This is a genomic window from Streptomyces sp. CY-1, from assembly GCF_047218265.1.
Taxonomy (GTDB): Bacteria; Actinomycetota; Actinomycetes; order Streptomycetales; family Streptomycetaceae; genus Streptomyces; species Streptomyces niphimycinicus.
Genome location: NZ_CP178393.1, coordinates 1,428,058 through 1,445,642, shown reverse-complemented (window position 1 = coordinate 1,445,642; position 17,585 = coordinate 1,428,058). Strand labels below are relative to the sequence as shown.

Annotated in this window: 19 protein-coding genes; 7 read left to right on the top strand and 12 right to left on the bottom strand. The window is 72.3% G+C overall.

What is annotated here, in order from left to right; all coding sequences use genetic code 11:
- Positions 1 to 33: 33 nt before the first annotated feature.
- Entirely contained in the window at positions 34 to 735 is a 702-nt protein-coding gene (locus ACK1X7_RS05995) for a pyridoxamine 5'-phosphate oxidase family protein (RefSeq protein ID WP_413114735.1), read from the bottom strand.
- A gap of 36 nt (positions 736 to 771) precedes the next feature.
- Between ACK1X7_RS05995 and ACK1X7_RS05990 the strand changes: the two genes are divergently transcribed.
- Positions 772 to 2,100 (top strand): aminotransferase class I/II-fold pyridoxal phosphate-dependent enzyme, encoded by a 1,329-nt coding sequence (locus ACK1X7_RS05990; RefSeq protein ID WP_390795400.1) that lies wholly within the window; start codon positions 772 to 774, stop codon positions 2,098 to 2,100.
- A 137-nt stretch (positions 2,101 to 2,237) separates the two neighbouring features.
- Here the strand turns inward: ACK1X7_RS05990 and ACK1X7_RS05985 are convergent, their stop codons facing one another.
- Positions 2,238 to 3,191 (bottom strand): DMT family transporter, encoded by a 954-nt coding sequence (locus ACK1X7_RS05985; RefSeq protein WP_385147190.1) that lies wholly within the window; start codon positions 3,189 to 3,191, stop codon positions 2,238 to 2,240.
- Positions 3,192 to 3,264: 73 nt separating this feature from the next.
- On the opposite strand from ACK1X7_RS05985, the gene ACK1X7_RS05980 reads away from it, so the two are divergent.
- The gene (locus ACK1X7_RS05980; protein WP_351888706.1) at positions 3,265 to 4,173 is read left to right on the top strand and encodes a LysR family transcriptional regulator; all 909 of its coding nucleotides are present in this window, start codon (positions 3,265 to 3,267) and stop codon (positions 4,171 to 4,173) included.
- Between the two features lie 77 nt (positions 4,174 to 4,250).
- Here ACK1X7_RS05980 and ACK1X7_RS05975 read toward each other — a convergent pair whose 3' ends face one another.
- Entirely contained in the window at positions 4,251 to 4,718 is a 468-nt protein-coding gene (locus tag ACK1X7_RS05975) for a pyridoxamine 5'-phosphate oxidase family protein (protein ID WP_385147187.1), read from the bottom strand.
- A 57-nt stretch (positions 4,719 to 4,775) separates the two neighbouring features.
- Here ACK1X7_RS05975 and ACK1X7_RS05970 point away from each other — a divergent pair, with 57 nt between their 5' ends.
- Complete coding sequence (locus ACK1X7_RS05970) at positions 4,776 to 5,480, top strand: cysteine hydrolase family protein (RefSeq protein ID WP_385147184.1); 705 nt, start codon at positions 4,776 to 4,778, stop codon at positions 5,478 to 5,480.
- Here ACK1X7_RS05970 and ACK1X7_RS05965 read toward each other — a convergent pair.
- On the bottom strand, positions 5,446 to 5,952 hold the full coding sequence (locus tag ACK1X7_RS05965) for a Rieske (2Fe-2S) protein (protein WP_390795402.1): 507 nt from the start codon (positions 5,950 to 5,952) through the stop codon (positions 5,446 to 5,448). The genes ACK1X7_RS05970 and ACK1X7_RS05965 overlap by 35 nt on opposite strands.
- A 142-nt stretch (positions 5,953 to 6,094) precedes the next feature.
- On the opposite strand from ACK1X7_RS05965, the gene ACK1X7_RS05960 reads away from it, so the two are divergent.
- Positions 6,095 to 7,714, top strand: coding sequence for an ATP-binding cassette domain-containing protein (locus tag ACK1X7_RS05960; RefSeq protein ID WP_385147178.1), 1,620 nt, complete (start codon positions 6,095 to 6,097; stop codon positions 7,712 to 7,714).
- Positions 7,715 to 7,835: 121 nt separating this feature from the next.
- Here the strand turns inward: ACK1X7_RS05960 and ACK1X7_RS05955 are convergent, their stop codons facing one another.
- From ACK1X7_RS05955 to ACK1X7_RS05945, 3 genes are all read right to left on the bottom strand, one after another.
- Entirely contained in the window at positions 7,836 to 9,092 is a 1,257-nt protein-coding gene (locus ACK1X7_RS05955) for a YbfB/YjiJ family MFS transporter (protein ID WP_385147175.1), read from the bottom strand.
- Between the two features lie 88 nt (positions 9,093 to 9,180).
- Positions 9,181 to 9,561 carry a nuclear transport factor 2 family protein gene (locus ACK1X7_RS05950; protein ID WP_413114734.1) on the bottom strand — a complete coding sequence of 127 codons (381 nt, stop codon included), beginning with the start codon at positions 9,559 to 9,561 and terminating at the stop codon, positions 9,181 to 9,183.
- A gap of 103 nt (positions 9,562 to 9,664) precedes the next feature.
- The gene (locus tag ACK1X7_RS05945) at positions 9,665 to 10,378 is read right to left on the bottom strand and encodes an SDR family NAD(P)-dependent oxidoreductase (protein WP_385147169.1); all 714 of its coding nucleotides are present in this window, start codon (positions 10,376 to 10,378) and stop codon (positions 9,665 to 9,667) included.
- A 235-nt stretch (positions 10,379 to 10,613) separates the two neighbouring features.
- Here ACK1X7_RS05945 and ACK1X7_RS05940 point away from each other — a divergent pair, with 235 nt between their 5' ends.
- Positions 10,614 to 11,537 carry a LysR family transcriptional regulator gene (locus ACK1X7_RS05940; RefSeq protein WP_390795421.1) on the top strand — a complete coding sequence of 308 codons (924 nt, stop codon included), beginning with the start codon at positions 10,614 to 10,616 and terminating at the stop codon, positions 11,535 to 11,537.
- Positions 11,538 to 11,552: 15 nt separating this feature from the next.
- Here ACK1X7_RS05940 and ACK1X7_RS05935 read toward each other — a convergent pair whose 3' ends face one another.
- From ACK1X7_RS05935 to ACK1X7_RS05920, 4 genes are all read right to left on the bottom strand, one after another.
- Positions 11,553 to 12,335, bottom strand: a complete 783-nt coding sequence (locus tag ACK1X7_RS05935) for a DUF899 family protein (RefSeq protein WP_385147163.1) — start codon at positions 12,333 to 12,335, stop codon at positions 11,553 to 11,555.
- Positions 12,336 to 12,494: 159 nt separating this feature from the next.
- On the bottom strand, positions 12,495 to 13,043 hold the full coding sequence (locus ACK1X7_RS05930) for a YciI family protein (protein WP_398161683.1): 549 nt from the start codon (positions 13,041 to 13,043) through the stop codon (positions 12,495 to 12,497).
- 135 nt (positions 13,044 to 13,178) lie between these two features.
- Positions 13,179 to 14,354 (bottom strand): RNA polymerase sigma factor, encoded by a 1,176-nt coding sequence (locus ACK1X7_RS05925; protein ID WP_413114733.1) that lies wholly within the window; start codon positions 14,352 to 14,354, stop codon positions 13,179 to 13,181.
- Positions 14,351 to 14,770, bottom strand: a complete 420-nt coding sequence (locus tag ACK1X7_RS05920) for a YciI family protein (RefSeq protein WP_216341447.1) — start codon at positions 14,768 to 14,770, stop codon at positions 14,351 to 14,353. Before ACK1X7_RS05920 ends, ACK1X7_RS05925 begins: the two co-directional genes overlap by 4 nt.
- Before the next feature lie 247 nt (positions 14,771 to 15,017).
- Between ACK1X7_RS05920 and ACK1X7_RS05915 the strand changes: the two genes are divergently transcribed.
- On the top strand, positions 15,018 to 15,626 hold the full coding sequence (locus ACK1X7_RS05915; RefSeq protein ID WP_413114732.1) for a helix-turn-helix transcriptional regulator: 609 nt from the start codon (positions 15,018 to 15,020) through the stop codon (positions 15,624 to 15,626).
- A 25-nt stretch (positions 15,627 to 15,651) separates the two neighbouring features.
- Here the strand turns inward: ACK1X7_RS05915 and ACK1X7_RS05910 are convergent, their stop codons facing one another.
- Positions 15,652 to 16,377, bottom strand: coding sequence for an SDR family NAD(P)-dependent oxidoreductase (locus ACK1X7_RS05910; RefSeq protein WP_385146270.1), 726 nt, complete (start codon positions 16,375 to 16,377; stop codon positions 15,652 to 15,654).
- Between the two features lie 157 nt (positions 16,378 to 16,534).
- On the opposite strand from ACK1X7_RS05910, the gene ACK1X7_RS05905 reads away from it, so the two are divergent.
- Positions 16,535 to 17,572 carry an Lrp/AsnC family transcriptional regulator gene (locus ACK1X7_RS05905; RefSeq protein ID WP_385146268.1) on the top strand — a complete coding sequence of 346 codons (1,038 nt, stop codon included), beginning with the start codon at positions 16,535 to 16,537 and terminating at the stop codon, positions 17,570 to 17,572.
- Positions 17,573 to 17,585 lie beyond the last annotated feature (13 nt).

Genomic DNA, 17,585 nt, shown 5'->3' with positions numbered 1-17,585 from the left:
TCCCGGTCCCGGCGTGCGGCGGGGCGTTCCCGGTCAGAGCCGGGTGAGATAGCCGGGCACCGGCGTGTCGGGCGCGAGGTCGTCGGCGGGGTCCGGCGCGCCGTAAGTACGGGCGACGGGCACCACGCCGCTCCAGTGGGGGAGTCCCAGATCCTCGGCGTCGTCACTGGGCCCGCCGGTGCGGATCTTCGCGGAGACCTCTTCGAGGTCGAGGCTGAGCACGGCGGTGGCGGCCAGCTCCTTGGCGTTGGCCGGCCGGGAGTCGGCGGCGCGGCCCGGCACCACATGGTCCACCAGGGCGTCCAGGGCCGCGGTGCGTTCGGCCGGATCGGTCACCGGGCGGGCGATGCCGTGCACCACCACCGAGCGGTAGTTGATGGAGTGGTGGAACGCCGAGCGGGCCAGGACCAGCCCGTCGACATGGGTGACGGTGAGACACACCGGCAGCCCCGGCTTCTCGCCGCCCGGCGCGCCCGCCATGCGCAGCGGACGCGCGCCCGTCGAGCCGTGGAGGTACAGCCGCTCCCCGACCCGGCCGTAGAGGGTCGGCAGGACGACGGGGGCGCCGTCGCGTATGAAGCCCAGATGGCAGACGTAGCCCTCGTCGAGGATCGCGTGCACCACCTCCCGGTCGTACGACGCGCGCTCGCGGGAGCGGGTGGGCACGGTGCGGCCGGTCGGTGTGTAGGCGTTGTGGGGCGCGTTGGTCGCGGCGGTGGCGTCCGGGGCGGGCATTTGCGTCCTCCGTTGCACTAGTGCAAAATAGCGTTTGTGCTAGGAGAATATCCGATCGTCGGGCGTCGCGCAGCCGAGATCGTGGCCAGTGTGGAGCGCGCGATCGGTGCCGGTGAGCTGCCGCCGGGCCAACTGCTGCCTCCCCTAAGGGAGTTGGCGCAGCGGCTGGGCGTGAATCCCAATACGGTCGCGGCCGCCTATCGCGTGCTGCGCGAACGGGGCGTGATCGAGACGGCGGGGCGCCGGGGGAGCCGGGTGCGCTCCCGCCCCTCCAGCACGCCCCGCGAGTGGATCGGCGTCGACGCCGGCGGCGCGCGCGACCTGTCGAGCGGCAACCCCGACCCCGCGCTGCTGCCCCCGCTCGGCCCGCCGCTCGCGGCGGCCGCGGCCCGCGCGGCGGAGCGCCCCACGCTGTACGGCGCGCCGGACGTCGTCCCCGAGGTCGCCCAACTCGCCCGGGCCGCCCTCGACGCGGACGGGGTGCCGGCCGGGCCGGTCGCCGTCACCTCCGGCGCGCTCGACGCGATCGAGCGGGTGCTGGCCGCGCATCTGCGTCCCGGTGACGCGGTCGCGGTCGAGGACCCCGGCTGGGGCAGTCTGCTCGATCTGATCCCGGCGCTCGGACTGCGCGCCGTCCCGGTCGGGGTCGACGACGACGGACCGCTGCCCGAGCGGGTGGACCAGGCGCTGGCCCAGGGCGCGCGGGCGCTGGTGGTCACCGACCGGGCGCAGAATCCGACCGGCGCGGCGGTGAGCGCGACACGCGCCCGCGAGCTGCGCACCGTGCTCGCCGCCCACCCTTCCGTGCTGCTGATCGAGGACGACCACGGGCACGGCATCGTGGACCTCCCGCTGCGCCCCCTGGCCGGGGGCACGGACCACTGGGCGCTGGTCCGCTCCACCGCCAAGGCGTACGGCCCCGATCTGCGGCTCGCCGTGCTCACCGGCGACCCCGTCACCCTGGACCGGGTGCGCGGCCGCCAGCGGCTGGGGCCGGGCTGGGTCAGCCATCTGCTCCAGGACGCGGTCGGTGGGCTGTGGCGGACGGGTGCGGTCGACGCGGCGGCGGTGGCGGCGTCGTACGACACCCGGCGCGCCGCGCTGGTGCGGGCGCTGCGGGAGCGGGGGATCGCCGCGCACGGGCGGAGCGGGATGAATGTGTGGGTGCCGGTTCCGGACGAGACCGGCGCGGTCGCCCGGCTGCTGGCGTCGGGCTGGGCCGTCGCCCCGGGGGCGCGCTTCCGCGTGGCCTCGCCGCCGGGGGTCCGGCTGACGGTCTCGCCGCTGGCCGCCGACGAGATCGAGCCGGTGGCCGCCGCGGTGGCCGCGGCGGCGGGGGCCACGGTCTCGGGGCGGCTGGACTAGTGTCCGGGATTCCGTACGCCGACCACGCGGGGCACGGGCTCGACACCAACCGGCAGGCGCGTCCGCGCCCTGCCGCCGGCGCCCGCCGCGCTGAGGTGACGGAAGGCGCTCGACCGGCCAACGGGGCGGCGGGGCGGCTACCGGGCGGTGGGGCGCCGCTGGGTCAGGGCCGCGCCGATGAGAACGACGGCCGCGCCCACCGGTGTGTTCCAGGTGAGGTGTTCCCCGAGGATCGCCACGCCCGCGGTGGTGGCGATCACCGGGACGAAGTAGGTGACCATCATCGCCGTCGTCGGGCCGACCTCGTCGACGAGCCCGTACTGGACCAGGAACGCCACCCCGGTGCCCAACGCGCCCAGGGCGAGCACGGAGAGCAGCGGCAGCACCGGGAAGGAGGTGGGCGTCTTCGCGAACACCGGTGCGACGAGGGCGAGTTGCACCGTGCCGAGCAGAAGCTGACCGCCGGACATCGACAGATGGGAGTGGCCCGTATCGCTCAGCGTGCGCCGGACGTACTGCCAGCCGACCGCGTAGCTGGCCGAGGCGATCAGTGCCAGCACCGTGCCCAGCGGGTCCTGGCCGGAGAAGCCCTGCCAGGCGCCCAGCACGATCAACACGCCGATGAAGCCGAGCCCCAGACCCGCGACACGCTGACGGCTCGGCCGGTCGTCGGAGACCACGATCACCGCGAGCAGCATCCCCCACAGCGGCGAGGCGGCGTTGCAGATACCGGCCAGCGTGGAGGGGATGGTCAGCTCGGCGTAGGCGAACAGCGAGAACGGCAGCGCGTTGAGGAAGAACGCGGCCACCGCCAGATGGCCCCAGACCCGCGCCCCGCGCGGCAGCCGCTCCCGCCGCACCACCAGCGTCACGAGCAGTACGGCGGTGCCGAACAGCATCCGGCCGAGCGTGACGTACAAGGGGGCGAACGCCTCATTGCCGACCTTGATGAAGAGAAAGCTGAAACCCCAGATCAGGGAGAGCACGCCGAAGCGGATGCGCCAGTCGAGGAGTGGTCTGCGGGCGGGGGAGGAGGAGGTCTCCGCCGTGGCGGCGGCGGCAGGGGGCGCCGGGGCGGTCGCTGAGGTCATGCCATTACGATGTGGGCTACAACCTCTTAGGACAAGCGAGATTTCGTTCGCGGTATCGCGTAGGATTCCTTATATGTTGAACCTGGATCGCCTACGGACCTTGCACGCCGTGGCCCGCCACGGCTCCGTGAGCGGCGCCGCCGAGGGGCTGCATGTCACGACCTCCGCCGTCTCCCAGCAACTCGCCAAGCTGGAGCGGGAGACCGGTCAGCAACTGCTCGCCAAGAACGGGCGCGGGATCCGCCTCACCGACGCCGGGCGGCTGCTCTCCGATCACGCGGCGCGCATCCTCTCCCAGGTGGAGCTGGCCCAGGCGGATCTGGAGGCGCAGCGCGGCCATGCCGTCGGCGAGCTGCTGCTGGGCGCGTTCCCGACCGCCGTCCGCGGTCTCTTCCCGGACGCGCTGGGCCGGCTGCGCACCGAGCATCCGCAGTTGAATGTGCGGCTACAGGAGATGGAGCCCGATGAGTCGGTGCCCTCGGTGGTGCGTGGCGATATCGATCTGGCCGTGGTCCTGGACTGGTACAACAAGCCCCTGCCGATGCCCGGCGGGCTGGTGAAGGCCGCCCTGCTGGACGACCCGGTGGATGTGGCGATGCCCGCCGACCACCCCCTCGCCGACCGCCACGCGGTCGAGCCGGAGGACTTCGTGGACGACGAGTGGGTCTCCTGGCCCAAGGGCGGGTTCTGCTACGACTGGCTGATGGTGACCCTGCGCGGCAAGGGCATCGAGCCGAGGATCCGGCACACCGCGCATGAGCACCACACCCAGCTCTCGCTGATCGCCGCCGGTCTTGGCATCGCGGTGGTGCCCCGGCTGGGCCGCGGACCGGTGCCCGAGGGAGTGCGGATGGTGCCCGTCAGCCAGCCCACGATGCGGCGGCACATCTACGCGATCTGGCGCGCGGACGCCGATCGCAGGCCCTCGATCCGCGCGGCGGTCGAGGTGCTGCGATCCGTCGGCGAGAAGATCATCGACTGAGCACCGACTGACCGCGGACTCACCGCCGACGGACCGGGGAACGGGGCCCGGAGCCCGCCCCGGGCCCCGCTCCCGGGTCAGCCCTGCGGCATCTTGCGGAAGTCCCAGGAGCGGATCGCCTCGGGGGCAAGGCGCAGCCAGGCGTGGCGCCCGTCGTGCGGCATGGTGTCCAGGCCAAAGTACTTCGCCGCGAACATCCGCTCGGGCGTGTCGAGTTCGGGGCACGACACGCCGGTGCGCGGCGCCTCGCCGACCAGGACCGCCTCGCCGGAGAGCTCCACCCCGCGCAGTTCGCCGTATTCGTGCCCGTCGTCGACCACCACCGCGATCCGCGGATCGCGGCGCAGCTCGGCCCAGCGGCGGCTGCGGGTCAGAGAGTACAGCCACAGGGCGGCGCCGTCCCAGCAGAACCACAGCGGGCTGATATGCGGCCGCCCGTCCGCGGCCACGGTCGCCACCCGGCAGGTGCGCTGTTCGGCGAGGAAGGCGTCCAGCTCGTCCTGGGCCATCATGATGCGGCGTCCCCGCCGCTGGGTGACGGTCATCCGACCCCGTACCTCCCGGTGACTGGATATGCGGCACAGGATGATGGCTCTTCCTTGATGACGCAAGGGGCGCTACTCTCCCGCGCCGTGACCCCACGCCTCCGCGAAGACCTGGTGGAACTGCTCCGGCCGGAAGGCTGCGCCCTGCTCACCGTCGAATGCCAGCGCGGTGTGGTGGGCCCGGACAGCGCGCTGCCCGAACTGGCCGCCGTGGCCCAGGAGTCCGGTGCGCTCGGGCGTGTCGCCCAGTTGGTGTCGGCCGCCCATGACACGGGCGTCCAGGTGCTGCACGCGGTGGCCGAGCGGCGCGCCGACGGACGCGGCGCGAGCCGCAACGCCCCGCTGTTCCGGGCCGTCGAGCGGCTGCCGGTCCGGCAGCTCACCGGGAGCGCGGCGGTGGAGATCGCCGAACCGGTTCCGGTGGCCGCCGAGGACCTGGTCGTACGGCGGCTGCACGGCCTCTCGCCGATCGCCGGGACCGACGTGGACGCGCTGCTGCGCAATCTGGGCTGCCGCACGCTGGTCATCACCGGCGTGTCGGCCAATGTGGCGATCCCGGCCGCCGTCTTCGACGCCGTCAACCTCGGCTATACGGCCGTGGTGCCCGAGGACGCGATCGCCGGGGTGCCCGCCTCGTACACCCCGGCGATGGTCCGCCACACCCTCGCCCTGGTGGCCGCCGTCACCACGGCCGACGAGGTGGTCGCCTGCTGGCGGAGGATGGCCGTCACGCCATCCAGATCGAGCTTCCCTGCACCTTGATCTGCGCGCCCGGCAGCGGCTTCTGCGCCGGTCCGCCCTTCACGCTGCCGTCGGTGATGTCGAACTTGCTCTGGTGGCACGGGCAGTTGATGGTGCCGCCGGTCACATCGCCGACCGAGCAGCCCTGGTGCGTACAGATCGACGAGAACGCCTTGAACTCGCCCGCCTTGGGCTGGGTCACCACGACCTTGTGGTCCTTGAAGACCATGCCGCCGCCCTCGGGGATCTGGGACGTCTTGGCCAGTTCCATGCCGTCCCCGCCGCCCGACTGGCCGCTCTCCGCGCTCTGTGACGCGCCCTGCGACGGCTGCGCGGCCCCGGCGTCCTGGGCGCTGCCCGCGCTGCCGCTGCCCGAATCGCCGCCGTCGTCCTTGCCGCATGCGGCAAGCGTGGCGGCCAGCCCGGCCACTCCCGCCGCGGTGACGACGGCGCGGCGGGTGGTGCCCTGCCCGTTGATTGCCGACTGCGTCATGGTGGTGCCTCCTGATCAGGGGACGTTTCTCTGCCATACGGATGGCGGAGCCCGCGCGTTCAGCCGCATGCGGGCATCCTTGGGCCCCAGTCCGGGAAATCGCTTTGCCGACCGGGCGGCCGGACCGTGAGAATGCCCAACCATGGGACATCTGGAGGCCGCGCACCTCGCCTATTTCCTGCCCGACGGACGGCTGCTGCTCGGCGATGTGTCGTTCCGCGTCGCGGAGGGCACGGTGGCCGCCCTGGTCGGGCCCAACGGGGCGGGCAAGACCACGCTGCTGCGGCTGGCCTCCGGCGAGATGGAGCCGCACGGCGGTACGGTCACCGTCAGCGGTTCGCTCGGGGTGATGCCGCAGTTCATCGGCTCCGTACGCGATGAGCGGACGGTGCGCGACCTGCTGGTGTCGGTGGCCCAGCCCCGGATCCGCGAGGCCGCCCGCGCGGTCGACGAGGCCGAGCTGGCGATCATGGAGCGGGACGACGAGGCCGCCCAGATGGCCTACGCCCAGAGCCTGAGCGACTGGGCCGAGGCGCGTGGCTACGAGGCCGAGACGGTATGGGACATGTGCACCATGGCGGCGCTCGGAGTGCCGTACGAACGGGCGCAGTGGCGCCAGGTGCGCACCCTCAGCGGGGGCGAGCAGAAGCGGCTGGTGCTGGAGGCGCTGCTGCGCGGGCCCGACGATGTGCTGCTGCTGGACGAGCCGGACAACTACCTGGACGTACCGGGCAAGCAGTGGCTGGAGGAGCGGCTGCGCGAGACCCGTAAGACGGTGCTGTTCATCAGCCACGACCGGGAGCTGCTGGCCCGCGCGGCCGACCGGATCGTCAGCGTCGAGCCGAGCCCGGCGGGCAGCGATGTGTGGGTGCACGGCGCCGGTTTCGCCACCTACCACGACGCCCGCGAGGAGCGGTTCGAGCGCTTCGAGGAACTGCGGCGGCGCTGGGACGAGAAGCATGCCCAGCTCAAACGGCTGGTGCTGGACATGCAGCGGTACGCCGCCCGCAGCGATGAGATGGCCTCCCGCTACCAGGCCGCCAAGACCCGGCTGCGGAAGTTCGAGGAGGCCGGGCCGCCGCCGGAACCCCCGCGTAAGCAGGACATCACCATGCGGCTCGCGGGCGGACGCACCGGGGTGCGGGCACTGACCTGCCGGGCGCTGGAACTGGAGGGGCTGATGCGCCCCTTCGACCTGGAGGTCTTCTACGGTGAGCGGGTGGCCGTCCTGGGCTCCAACGGCTCGGGCAAGTCCCACTTCCTGCGGCTTCTGGCGGGCCAGAGCGTCGGCCACCGGGGGGAGTGGAAGCTGGGCGCGCGGGTCGTGCCCGGTCACTTCGCCCAGACCCACGCCCATCCGGAGCTCTTCGGGCGCACGCTGGTCGACATCCTGTGGACCGAACACGCCCGGGACCGGGGACGCGCGATGAGCGCGCTACGGCGCTATGAACTCGACCGCCAGGGCGACCAGAACTTCGACCGGCTCTCGGGCGGTCAGCAGGCCCGGTTCCAGATCCTGCTGCTCGAACTGGCCGGGACGACCGCGCTGCTGCTGGACGAGCCCACGGACAACCTGGACCTGGAGTCGGCCGAGGCGCTCCAGGACGGGCTCGGGGCCTATGCCGGGACGGTGCTGGCGGTCACCCATGACCGCTGGTTCGCGCGCTCCTTCGACCGCTTCCTGGTCTTCGGCTCGGACGGTGTCGTCCGCGAGACGGCGGAGCCGGTCTGGGACGAGCGCCGCGTCGACCGGGTCCGCTGAGCGCTCCGCTGGATGTGCCGCGCCGTGCGTCGGTCGTCTGCGGCGCCATCGTGGCTGGTCGCGCCCACGCGGCGGAGCCGCACACTGTGCACCTGCCGATCTCTCTTCCGAGGGATGGCCGTCAGGTCGTGATCTTCGCCGTGGCCGGTCCGCCCGGTGCGGGTTCCGAGCGTGCGACCGGGTGGCCGGGCGTGGGCATGTGGTGGGGGAAGCCGATCCGGAGGAGGGCCGCCGCGAGGGCGGACGCCAGGACGACGGCGGCCGCGAGGATCAGGGCCTGCTCGTACCCGTGGTGCAGCAGAGGGGTGGCGACCAGGGGGCCGAGGATCTGGCCCACCGAGTATCCGGCCGTCAGCAGGGCGACCGCACGCGGGAAGCGCAGATGTGCGCCGGTCGCGAGCGCGAGCGTGCTGACGCCGATGAACGTGGCGCCGAAGAGCACCGCGGAGATCAGCGCGGCGGCGACGCCACCGATCAGCGCGGGCAGGGCGATGCCGACGGCCTGGACGGCCAGGGCGGTCAGCAGGAGGCCCGGTCGGGACCAGCGTCGGCCCAGCCCTGCCCACAGCGCGGAGGACGGGATGGCCGCGAGGCCGACCAGCACCCAGGCACCACTGCCGATCCAGCCGGGAGAACTCTGCTCGATCGCGGCCACCAGGAAGGTGCCCGCGATGATGTAGCCGATGCCCTCCAGCGTGTAGGAGGCGAGGAGCGCGGTGAACCACCGATGGGTGCGCGGGCCGGTCGTCCGCCGCTCCGCTCCGGGCGTGGCGGACGCGGACGGGGGCGCGGGTTCCGGCCGCAGGAACCACGCGGGCAGGGCGAGCAGCGCGGTCAGCACGGCGGAGGCCCACCACGCGGCCTGCCAGTCGGCGATGGTGCGCAGCGCGAGGACGAGCAGTCCGGACAGGGCGATTCCCGCCCCGACTCCTCCGAAGGCCCACCCGGGCAAGTGGGCGGGGTGGTCGCGCAGATGGCTGAGCAGGGAACTGGCGGCGATGACGAAGATCAGCGCACTGGCCACGCCCGCACACAGCCGGAGCAGCAGCCATACGCCGGGGGAGTGGGTCAGTGGCATCGCGGCCAGGGACACCGCCAGCCCCACCAGGCAACTCCGCAGCAGGGCAGGGGAACGCACCAGCCGGGGCAGAAAGGTTCCGGCGAGCGCGCCGAGCAGATAGCCGACGTAGTTGGCGGTGGCGAGATTCGCCCCCGTGGCGGCGGACAGTCCGGCCTGAGCGTGCATCAGGGGAAGAATCGGGGTGTAGACGAAACGGCCCACACCCATGCCCGCCCCCAGTGCGGCGGCGGCCTGTACGACATGGGCCCAGGGTGAGTGGCGTAGTACGCCTCGGGAGTCGGTGACATGCTGCTGCATGGCCCCAGACTGCGGCCGCCACCAGGGAGAATGCCAGGATCGGCTTCCTCCCTGCTGGTAGGCCCGGCCTCTTACGGGCGCCGCCCCATCAGTGATCAGCGGCGATGCGAGAGACGTGGTACTGGCGGATCCGCCAACTGGCGCCCTCGCGTTGAAGGACCAACGACAGATGCACCGGGGCCTCCCAGCCCGTCGGATCCCGGAAGGTGACGTCGGCGAAGCCACCGGCCACGTGTTTGCCGATCCGGTAGCCGTGGACGTTCCCCAGATGGGCCCTGCGGTAGTCCGGAACGGCCGCGTAGTAGCCGCGTACCGCGTCCCGCCCGGAGATCGTCTCGGGCCCGAACCCCTGGAAGAGGGCGTCGGGCGTGAACAGGTCGGCCATCGTGTCCGTCTGGTGGCCGTCGAAAGCGGCCTGCCAGCGGCTCAGCACCTCGTGCAGGGGGTCCTTCAGTACGTCAGTACTCATGGTGTCAGCTCCAACGCGTGGGACAGGGGGTGCGGCGTCGCCTGAGAGCCGACGCCGAGAGGGGCGCCCGGACGGCGGGGTGTGACGCCCGGGCGGTGTGTGGTCAGTGGCCGGCGCTCTGGCCGCCGTCGACGTGGAGGATCTCGCCGGTCACGAAGGGGGCGTTCTCCAGGTACGTGACGGCGTCGACGATGTCGCTGATCTCTCCCATCCGGCCGACCGGGTGGAGGGCGGCGAGGGTGTCGTGGTACTCCGCCGGGTGCATCGGTGTCCTGATGATGCCGAGGGACACGGCGTTGCTGCGCACCCCGCGGGTCGCGTATTCGATGGCCAGGGCCTTGGTCGCCGACTGGAGTCCACCCTTGGTCAGGGAGGCCAGTACGGAGGCGACCGCCGAGTTGGCGTGGTCGACGAGGCTGGTGGTGATCTGGACGACGTGCCCGCCGCCCTGACGGAGCATCTGCTCGACCGCGAGCTGGGTGATGCGGAAGAAACCGCTCAGGTTGACGCCGGTGACCGCGTCGTAGTCCTGCTCCGTGTACTCCGTGAACGGCTTGGCGACGAAGATGCCGGCGTTGTTGACCAGCGTGTCGATGCGGCCGAAGCGCTCTATCGCGGCACCGGCCACCCGCTCGGCGGTGGCGGGGTCGGCGATGTCGCCCTGGACGGTGTGGACCTGCGGGTCCGCTGAGGGGGCGATCCCGCGCGAGGTCGCGACGACGGCGTAGCCGAGCTTCCGATAGGCATCGACCAGGCCCGCGCCGATGCCCTGGGACGCGCCGGTGATGATGGCGACCTTCTGGTCAGGAGTGCTCATGGTGACTGTCTCCACTGGGGGTTGTCCGGACCGGTGTGCATGACCGGCTCCCCATGAACATAGACGACCGGTCGACAAAAGCCCAAGGAGGGCAAGAGCCTCCCGCCCGCCCCGGCACGGCTGTGACCTGCGGTGGGAGGCAGCGCCTAGCAGACGGGAGGAAGCCGGTCATACGGACGCCCCCGGTACGAGACCGCCGAGGGCGGGACGGGCCGTGGCCCCGGCCGCGGGTAGCATTGCGGGCGTGGAGCTGCGCCAGTTGCGGTATTTCGTCGCGGTAGCCGAGGAGCTGCACTTCGGCCGGGCCGCGGAGCGGCTCCTGATCGCCGGCCCCTCCCTGTCCCAGCAGATCAAGTCGCTGGAACGGGATCTCGGCGTCCGGCTCTTCGACCGCGACCGCCGTTCGGTGGCCCTCACTCCGGCCGGAGCGGCCCTGCTCCCGCACACCCGGGCCCTGCTCGAGCGCGCCGACGATCTCCGTAACCGCGCCGCCCGGATCGCGGGCTCGGAACCGGTCCGGCTCGGCTACGTCAACTGGCTGCCCGCGGACCTGACCGCCCGCGCCTCGTCCGTGGCGCGTCTGCACATCGACGCATGGGTCGCGCCCTCCCACGCCCAGGCCGCCCGTGTCGCGGACGGCGGCCTCGACCTGGCGGTGTGCTGGATCCGCACCGACGACCTGGAGAAGCTCGGACTCAGCGCCCGGCTGATCGGCGCGGAGCGGCTCTACGCCGTCTCGGCCGGGCAGGACACCGGCGAGGTCCGCGCCCAGGACACCGACGTCCTGCTGGACGACGACACCACCACCTGGCTGTCCTGGAACGACTACGCGGAGCGATTGGCCGAGGAGACCGGCGTCCCCGCCGTGCGCATCACGGACGGTGGCATCACCGGTCCCGTCTTCTTCGACCATGTGCGCCGCAGCAGGCGGCCGATCCTCAACTCGCCCAAGGGCCAGACCACTCCACTGCCGCCCGATCTGGCCGTACGCCCCGTGACCGGGCCGAAGGTCTACTGGACCTGGTCTCTCGTCTGGCGCCGGGACGAGCTCCGCCCGGCCGTACTGAGCACCGTCGACGCCCTGACGGAAGGCGTCGGCGACCTCGGCATCCACGCACCGGACGCATGGCTCCCCGACGGGGATCCGTACAAGCGGTAGACCGGGCCGGATCGGTCAGTGGTGGTGGCCCTGCCGGCCGAGGGTCTCCACCGGCGTCGCGCCGGGGCGGGTCCACTGCGGCACCGGGCGGCTGGTCGGGCCCCAGGTGGCGGTCCCATCCGCGTCCGTGCGCCAGGACCAGCACGGGCCGTGCCCCTCGGGCCAGCCCTCGGGGTCGTCCTGCCACGCCTCGCGGCGGCCGTAGGGCGTCATATCGAGCAGGCCGAGGGAGCCGTTGACCCGCTCGTTGCCACGGCCCGTCGTGGAATAGGTGAGGAACGCGCGGTCGCCGTCGCGCAGGAAGGAGGTGAGGTAGCCCATGTCCCCGCCGACCGGCGCGGCCACGTCGCGCACCGAGTACCAGGGCTCGGTGTATCCCATGAACTCCACGTAGGAGGCCACCTCGTCCCACCGGCCCGTGGTCAGGATGGCGAACGAGACGCCGCCGGCGTTGAGGTAGGCGGAGTCCTGAAGGTGCCAGGCGGTGGTGGTGCAGCCCTCGCACTGCCCCTGGTGCGGCGCGCCGTCGTGCCACATGTGCTGGTAGACCACCAGCTCGTCGCGGCCCTGGAACAGCTCCAGGAACGGGACCGGGCCGTCGGGCCCCACGACCTCGACCGTCCCGTCGAACTCCACCATCGGCAGCCGGCGGCGGGCCGCGGCGATGGCGTCGCCCTCGCGGGTGTGAGCCTTCTCGCGGACCAGCAGCTCGTCACGGGCGGCCTGCCAGGTGGCCAGGTCGACGATGGGCGGGCGGCCGGGCAGCGCGGTGGTCGGGTCGTCCGGTGCGGTCGTCATGGTGTCCTCCGTGGTGTCTCGTGCCGGGCGTGACGTCTCGTGCCGGGCGGCGTCGTACGGCGTCCTTACGACGGTCACCAGAACAGACTCGTGTCCCGGCCGGAACTCATCGCGGCAGCGGCGCGCACTCGGCCGAGCCCGCACCGACCACGCCGGGCGTCACCGCCGCCCCCCGAACTCCCAGTCATGGACCTCGATGGCGGCATACCGGTCCGGAGTCAGGACGGCGCGTGCCGTATCCGGGTCCGGGGCCCGCAGCAGCACCGCCGTACCCAGCCAGCCGGTGCCGTCGTCGGACAGCAGCGGCCCGTACGCGATCAGCTCGTCCCGGCCCGGCGGCACGGCGAGGTCGGCGGCTTCCCCCGAGCCGAGGCCGAGCACCAGATACCGATGGCCACCGGTCCGGCCGCCCGGGAAATCCCACATGGTGCGCCCCAGCACATTGCGCCACCGTCGCAGCAGCACGTCCCGGTACGCGCCGGCCTGGTAGTTCGGCTCGTCGAAGGCGAACGCACGGGCGGCGGCGGGATCCGGCAGGCCGAGGATGTGCACGCTGCCGGTGGGCGTTTCGCCGTCGTCGGCGAAGGTCGGGCCGCGAGCGATCATCTCCGCCGCGTACCGGTCCATATACGACCAGTGCTCTTCCCCCAGCTCCTTACGCAAGGTGAGGGAGCCGGGCCGATCGCGGTGATAGCAGAAGAAATCCATGCCACCGACCCTCCCCGACATACGGCGGCGCCTCAATGGAATTTGGCGCCGATGACGGCACGCTCCGCACCCGCGCAGCACTCCGCCGGACGGTGGCCGCGCCCGGCGCCGCGGGAAGCGTCCGGGCGCGGCTCGTCAGCCGCGCCGAAGGGTGTTCAGCCGGGCGGCCTGGCGGGTCAGGTAGTCGCGTTCGGCGAGGTTGGGTGCCTGGTGGGCCGCCTCGGCGTACAGCCGTGCCGCCGTCGCCAGGTCGCCGTCCCGCTCGTGGAGGTACGCCGCCACCGCGGTGTAGCGGGGCATGGGCGAACCCCTGCTCGCAGAGGTCGGCGCAGCGTCGTTCAGCTCCGCGAGCGCCGCCAGACCGGCGCGCGGGCCGTCGGCCTCGCCGACGGCCACCACGCGGTTGAGCCGGACGACCGGGCTGTCGGTCAGGCGCACCAGCTCGTCGTACCACTCCAGGATCTGCACCCAGTCGGTCTCCTCGACGGTGGGCGCGTCGGCGTGGAGTGCCGCGATGGCGGCCTGGGCCTGGAACTCGCCCAGCCGGTCGCGGGCGAGGGCCGCCTGAAGGATCGCCACGCCCCGGGCGATCATCCCGGTGTCCCACCGGGCGCGGTCCTGCTCGGCGAGCGGCACCAGGCCGCCGTCCGGCGCGGTCCGGGTGGCGCGCCGGGCGTGGTGGAGCAGCATGAGGGCGAGCAGCCCCGCCACTTCGGGGTGGTCGATCCGGGCCGCGAGCTGCCGGGTGAGCCGGATGGCCTCGGCGGAGAGGTCGACATCGCCGGAGTAGCCCTCGTTGAAGACCAGGTAGAGGACGCGCAGCACGGTGGCGACGTCGCCGGGCTGGTCGAAGCGCACATCGGAGACGGTGCGCTTGGCCCGGCTGATGCGCTGCGCCATGGTCGCCTCGGGCACCAGGTACGCCTGGGCGATCTGGCGGGTGGTGAGCCCGCCCACGGCGCGCAGGGTGAGCGCGACCGCGGACGACGGCGTCAGCGACGGGTGGGCGCACAGGAAGTAGAGCTGGAGCGTGTCGTCCACCGCGGGCGTGGGCCCGGGCGCCGGCTCCTCCTCGACGCGGTCCTCACGACGGCGGCGGGCGGCATCCGAGCGGGTGGCGTCGAGGAACTTGCGCCAGGCCACGGTGACCAGCCAGCCCTTCGCATCCCGCGGAGGGTCGGCCGGCCAGCCGCGGACCGCCTCGACCAGCGCGTCCTGTACGGCGTCCTCGGCCGCCGCGAAGTCGGCTCCGCGGCGGACGAGGACGGCGAGCACGCTCGGCGTGAGGCTCCGGATCAGGGCCTCGTTCATCGATGAGGGCACTCCGTGACGGTGGAGTGCTCGGCCAGGAACGGGCGCAGCTCGAGCCACTCGTGGATCGGGTTGCCGCCCGCCCCGGGGGCGGCCGACAGCTCCCCGGCCAACTCGACGGCGCGCTCGTAGCTGTCGACGTCGATCACCATCCAGCCCGCGATGAGGTCCTTGGTCTCGGCGAACGGGCCGTCGGTGACCGGCGGGCGCCCCTCACCGTCGTACCGCACCCATGTCCCCTCGGGGGCGAGTGCCTGGCCGCCGACGAACTCGCCGGTCTCCTCCAGCCGCGCCGCGAAGTCGTTCATGTACTTCAGATGCGCCGAGACCTCCTCCGGCGCCCACTGGTCCATGGGCACGTCGTTGACCGCGGCCGGAGCGCCACGGTAGTGCTTGAGCAGCAAGTACTTGGCCATCGTGTTTCTCCTCGGTGCTGATGCGACCCATTGTGGTCGCGTTCACCTCGGGGACGGAGCCGCTCACGGGTTCTCGACATCGCCGCGAGAATTTTTTTCGGGGGGCTGGTTCCAGGAGCGCGGCTTCTCGGGGTTGAGGACGACCCAGACAGGGCCGGCACGGCGCGGCGGCGGCACTCACCGGCGGCTTCGGGGACCGTGAGCCGACGCGGCTGCTCGCGGTGGGCCGTCCCACTGGCCCGGCATCGTGCGCATCGCGCTCCGCGGCGAGGCCCCGTCGGCCGCGCAGGCCGTGTCCGGCGCACTGGACACCCTGACCGCGCGGGACGACAGCCGGCAGATCATCGGGGCGGTCCGGGCCCATGTGGACGGCCTGCTCCACCGCGACCCCCGCGCACTGGCGTCCGCGATCACCGCCTACCGGAGCGGTGACAGGCCGCTGGCCCTGGTCGCGGCCTGCGAGGACCTCGGCGAGTTGCAGGCCACCTCGGCCGATACGACGGCGGCGATCCCGCACTTCGAAGAGGCGGCCGAGCTGGCGTCGGCCTCGGGAGCCCTGCGCGATCACGAACGGATCAGGCGCCGCCTGCGCCGGCTCGGTGTACGCACCGGCGCCCCGCGACTCCAGACGACCGGCCCCCCGGAGTGGGGAACCCTGACCGAATCGGAGCGGAAACTGATCCCGCTCGTCGTGGACGGTCTCACCAACCGCGCCATCGCCGACCGGCTCTATGTGTCCGTGCACACCGTCAACACCCACATGAAGCACATCTTCACCAAGCTCGATATCAACACGCGGGTCGAACTGACCCGGCTGGCGATCGAACGGGGTGCGGTCGCGGGCGGGGCGGACTGAGCGGTGCCCGCTCCCGGGACCGGGCTCACCAGGGGACGGTCTGACCGAAGCGATCCAGATACGCCAGACCGGGCTTCCCCAGCCGCGACAGGAGAACGTCCACCACCCGCGGGACGCTGTCGCCGATGGTGAGCGGCGCGTCCGGTCCCCCCAGGGCGGTGCTGACCCAGCCGGGCGCCATGAGGACGAAGGCACGCCGGGTCTCGTGCAGTTGGGCCTGTCGGACGGAGAAGCCGCGCATGAACATGTTCAGGGCTGCCTTGCTGCCCCGGTAGACCTCGCGCGACGCGGTCGTGTTGTTGGTGATGCTGCCCTGCCCGGAGGACATCGCCCCGATGAGCCCGGTCGGAGAGACGAGGTCTTCGAGTGCTTCGATGACGCGCATCGGACTGAGCGCGTTGGTGACCATCACGTCCACGAAGTCGGCCGTCGGAACGGCACCGATCGGCGTCGGCTCGTTGTTCGTGGTCCCCGCGTTGACGAAGAGCATGTCGAGTCCGCGATGGGCGAGACGCTCGTGGAGGGGCGCCAACTGGGTGGGTTCGTTGATGTCGAGGTGCTCGACGCGGACGCGCCCGTCGGAGCGGTCCGCGAGGTCGTGCAAGAGGGTGCGAGCGGGCGCGTCCCGGACCGTGCCGATGACGTTCCATCCCCTGTCGAAGAGTTCGGCCGCCATCGCGTGTCCGAGACCGCGCGACGCCCCGACGATGAGAGCGGTTGGCGAGTGCCGGTCCGCGTCAGTTGACGACATTCGGCGTCATCCCCTTTGTATCGAGTTCCGGAGTGCCGACTGCGGCGAGGGGCACCCCTGATGTGCTTCTGATGCGCTGCAAGCCTCGCCGCTCCATCGCACTCGGGGCACGTCCGGGGCCCGGATTTGTACGATTGCCCTTATGACAGGAGCGCCGATGGCTGAATCCGCCGCTCTCCAGCCCGATGATGTGCGAGTCATTCGGGCACTCCAGGTGGCTCCGCGGGCCTCGTTCGCCTCGATCGCGGCGGTGCTCGGCCTCTCCGAGGGGGCCGTCGGCCGCCGATATCGCCGGTTGCTCGCCGATGGCGTCATCCGCGTAGCCGGTGTGGTCGATCCGGGGGCGCTGGGACAGAGCAGGTGGCTGGTGCGACTGCGGTGCCGCCCCGGCAGCGGCACGGCGATCGCCGACGCACTCGCCAAGCGCGACGATGTCGGCTGGGTGGCCCTCGGCGCCGCGGGCTCCGAAATCACCTGCGCGGTCCGGTCGCGGACGCGCGAACAGCGCGAGGACCTCCTCGGCCGGCGACTTCCGCGCACCGCGGCCGTCATCGACATCAACGCGTCCGCGATACTGCGCCAGTTCGTCGGAGGCCGCGGCCACTATTGGGCCGCGCTACGCGGCACGCTGACGCCAGAGCAGGAGTCGATGCTCGGAAGCGATGGCGCCCCCTTCACGGAATCCCCGGTCGTCCCCCGCGTTCCGGTGCGCCTCAGCCCCGAGGACGAGAAGATGCTCGACCTTCTCGCCGCGGACGGCCGCGCCGGCCTGGTCGATCTCGGCGCGGCGGCGAACCTCACGCCCGGGCGCGCATCACGCCGTCTTCACGCCCTGCTCCGGCGCCGGGTCGTCCACATCGATGTCGAGATCGTCGCGGCCGCGCTGGGCTATCACGCTCGGGCGAACCTCTGGCTCCGCGCGCACCCGACGGCGGTCAAGGACATCGGGCGCACCCTCGCGCGGGAACCCGAAATAGCCTTCGCCGCGGCCGTCTCCGGGCCCTACAACCTCCATGCCGTCGCACACTGCCGCGACCTCGATGAACTGTTCGAATACACCTCGGACCGCATCGGGTCGCTGTCCGGTCTCCAGAGCATGGAGGTCTCTCCTCTGCTTCAGCAGATCAAGCAGGCCGGCACGCTCGTGTCCGGCGACCGTCTCGTCCCGCCGCACAGCGCTCGGGCGCGACGCTGACGGCGCGGGCTCT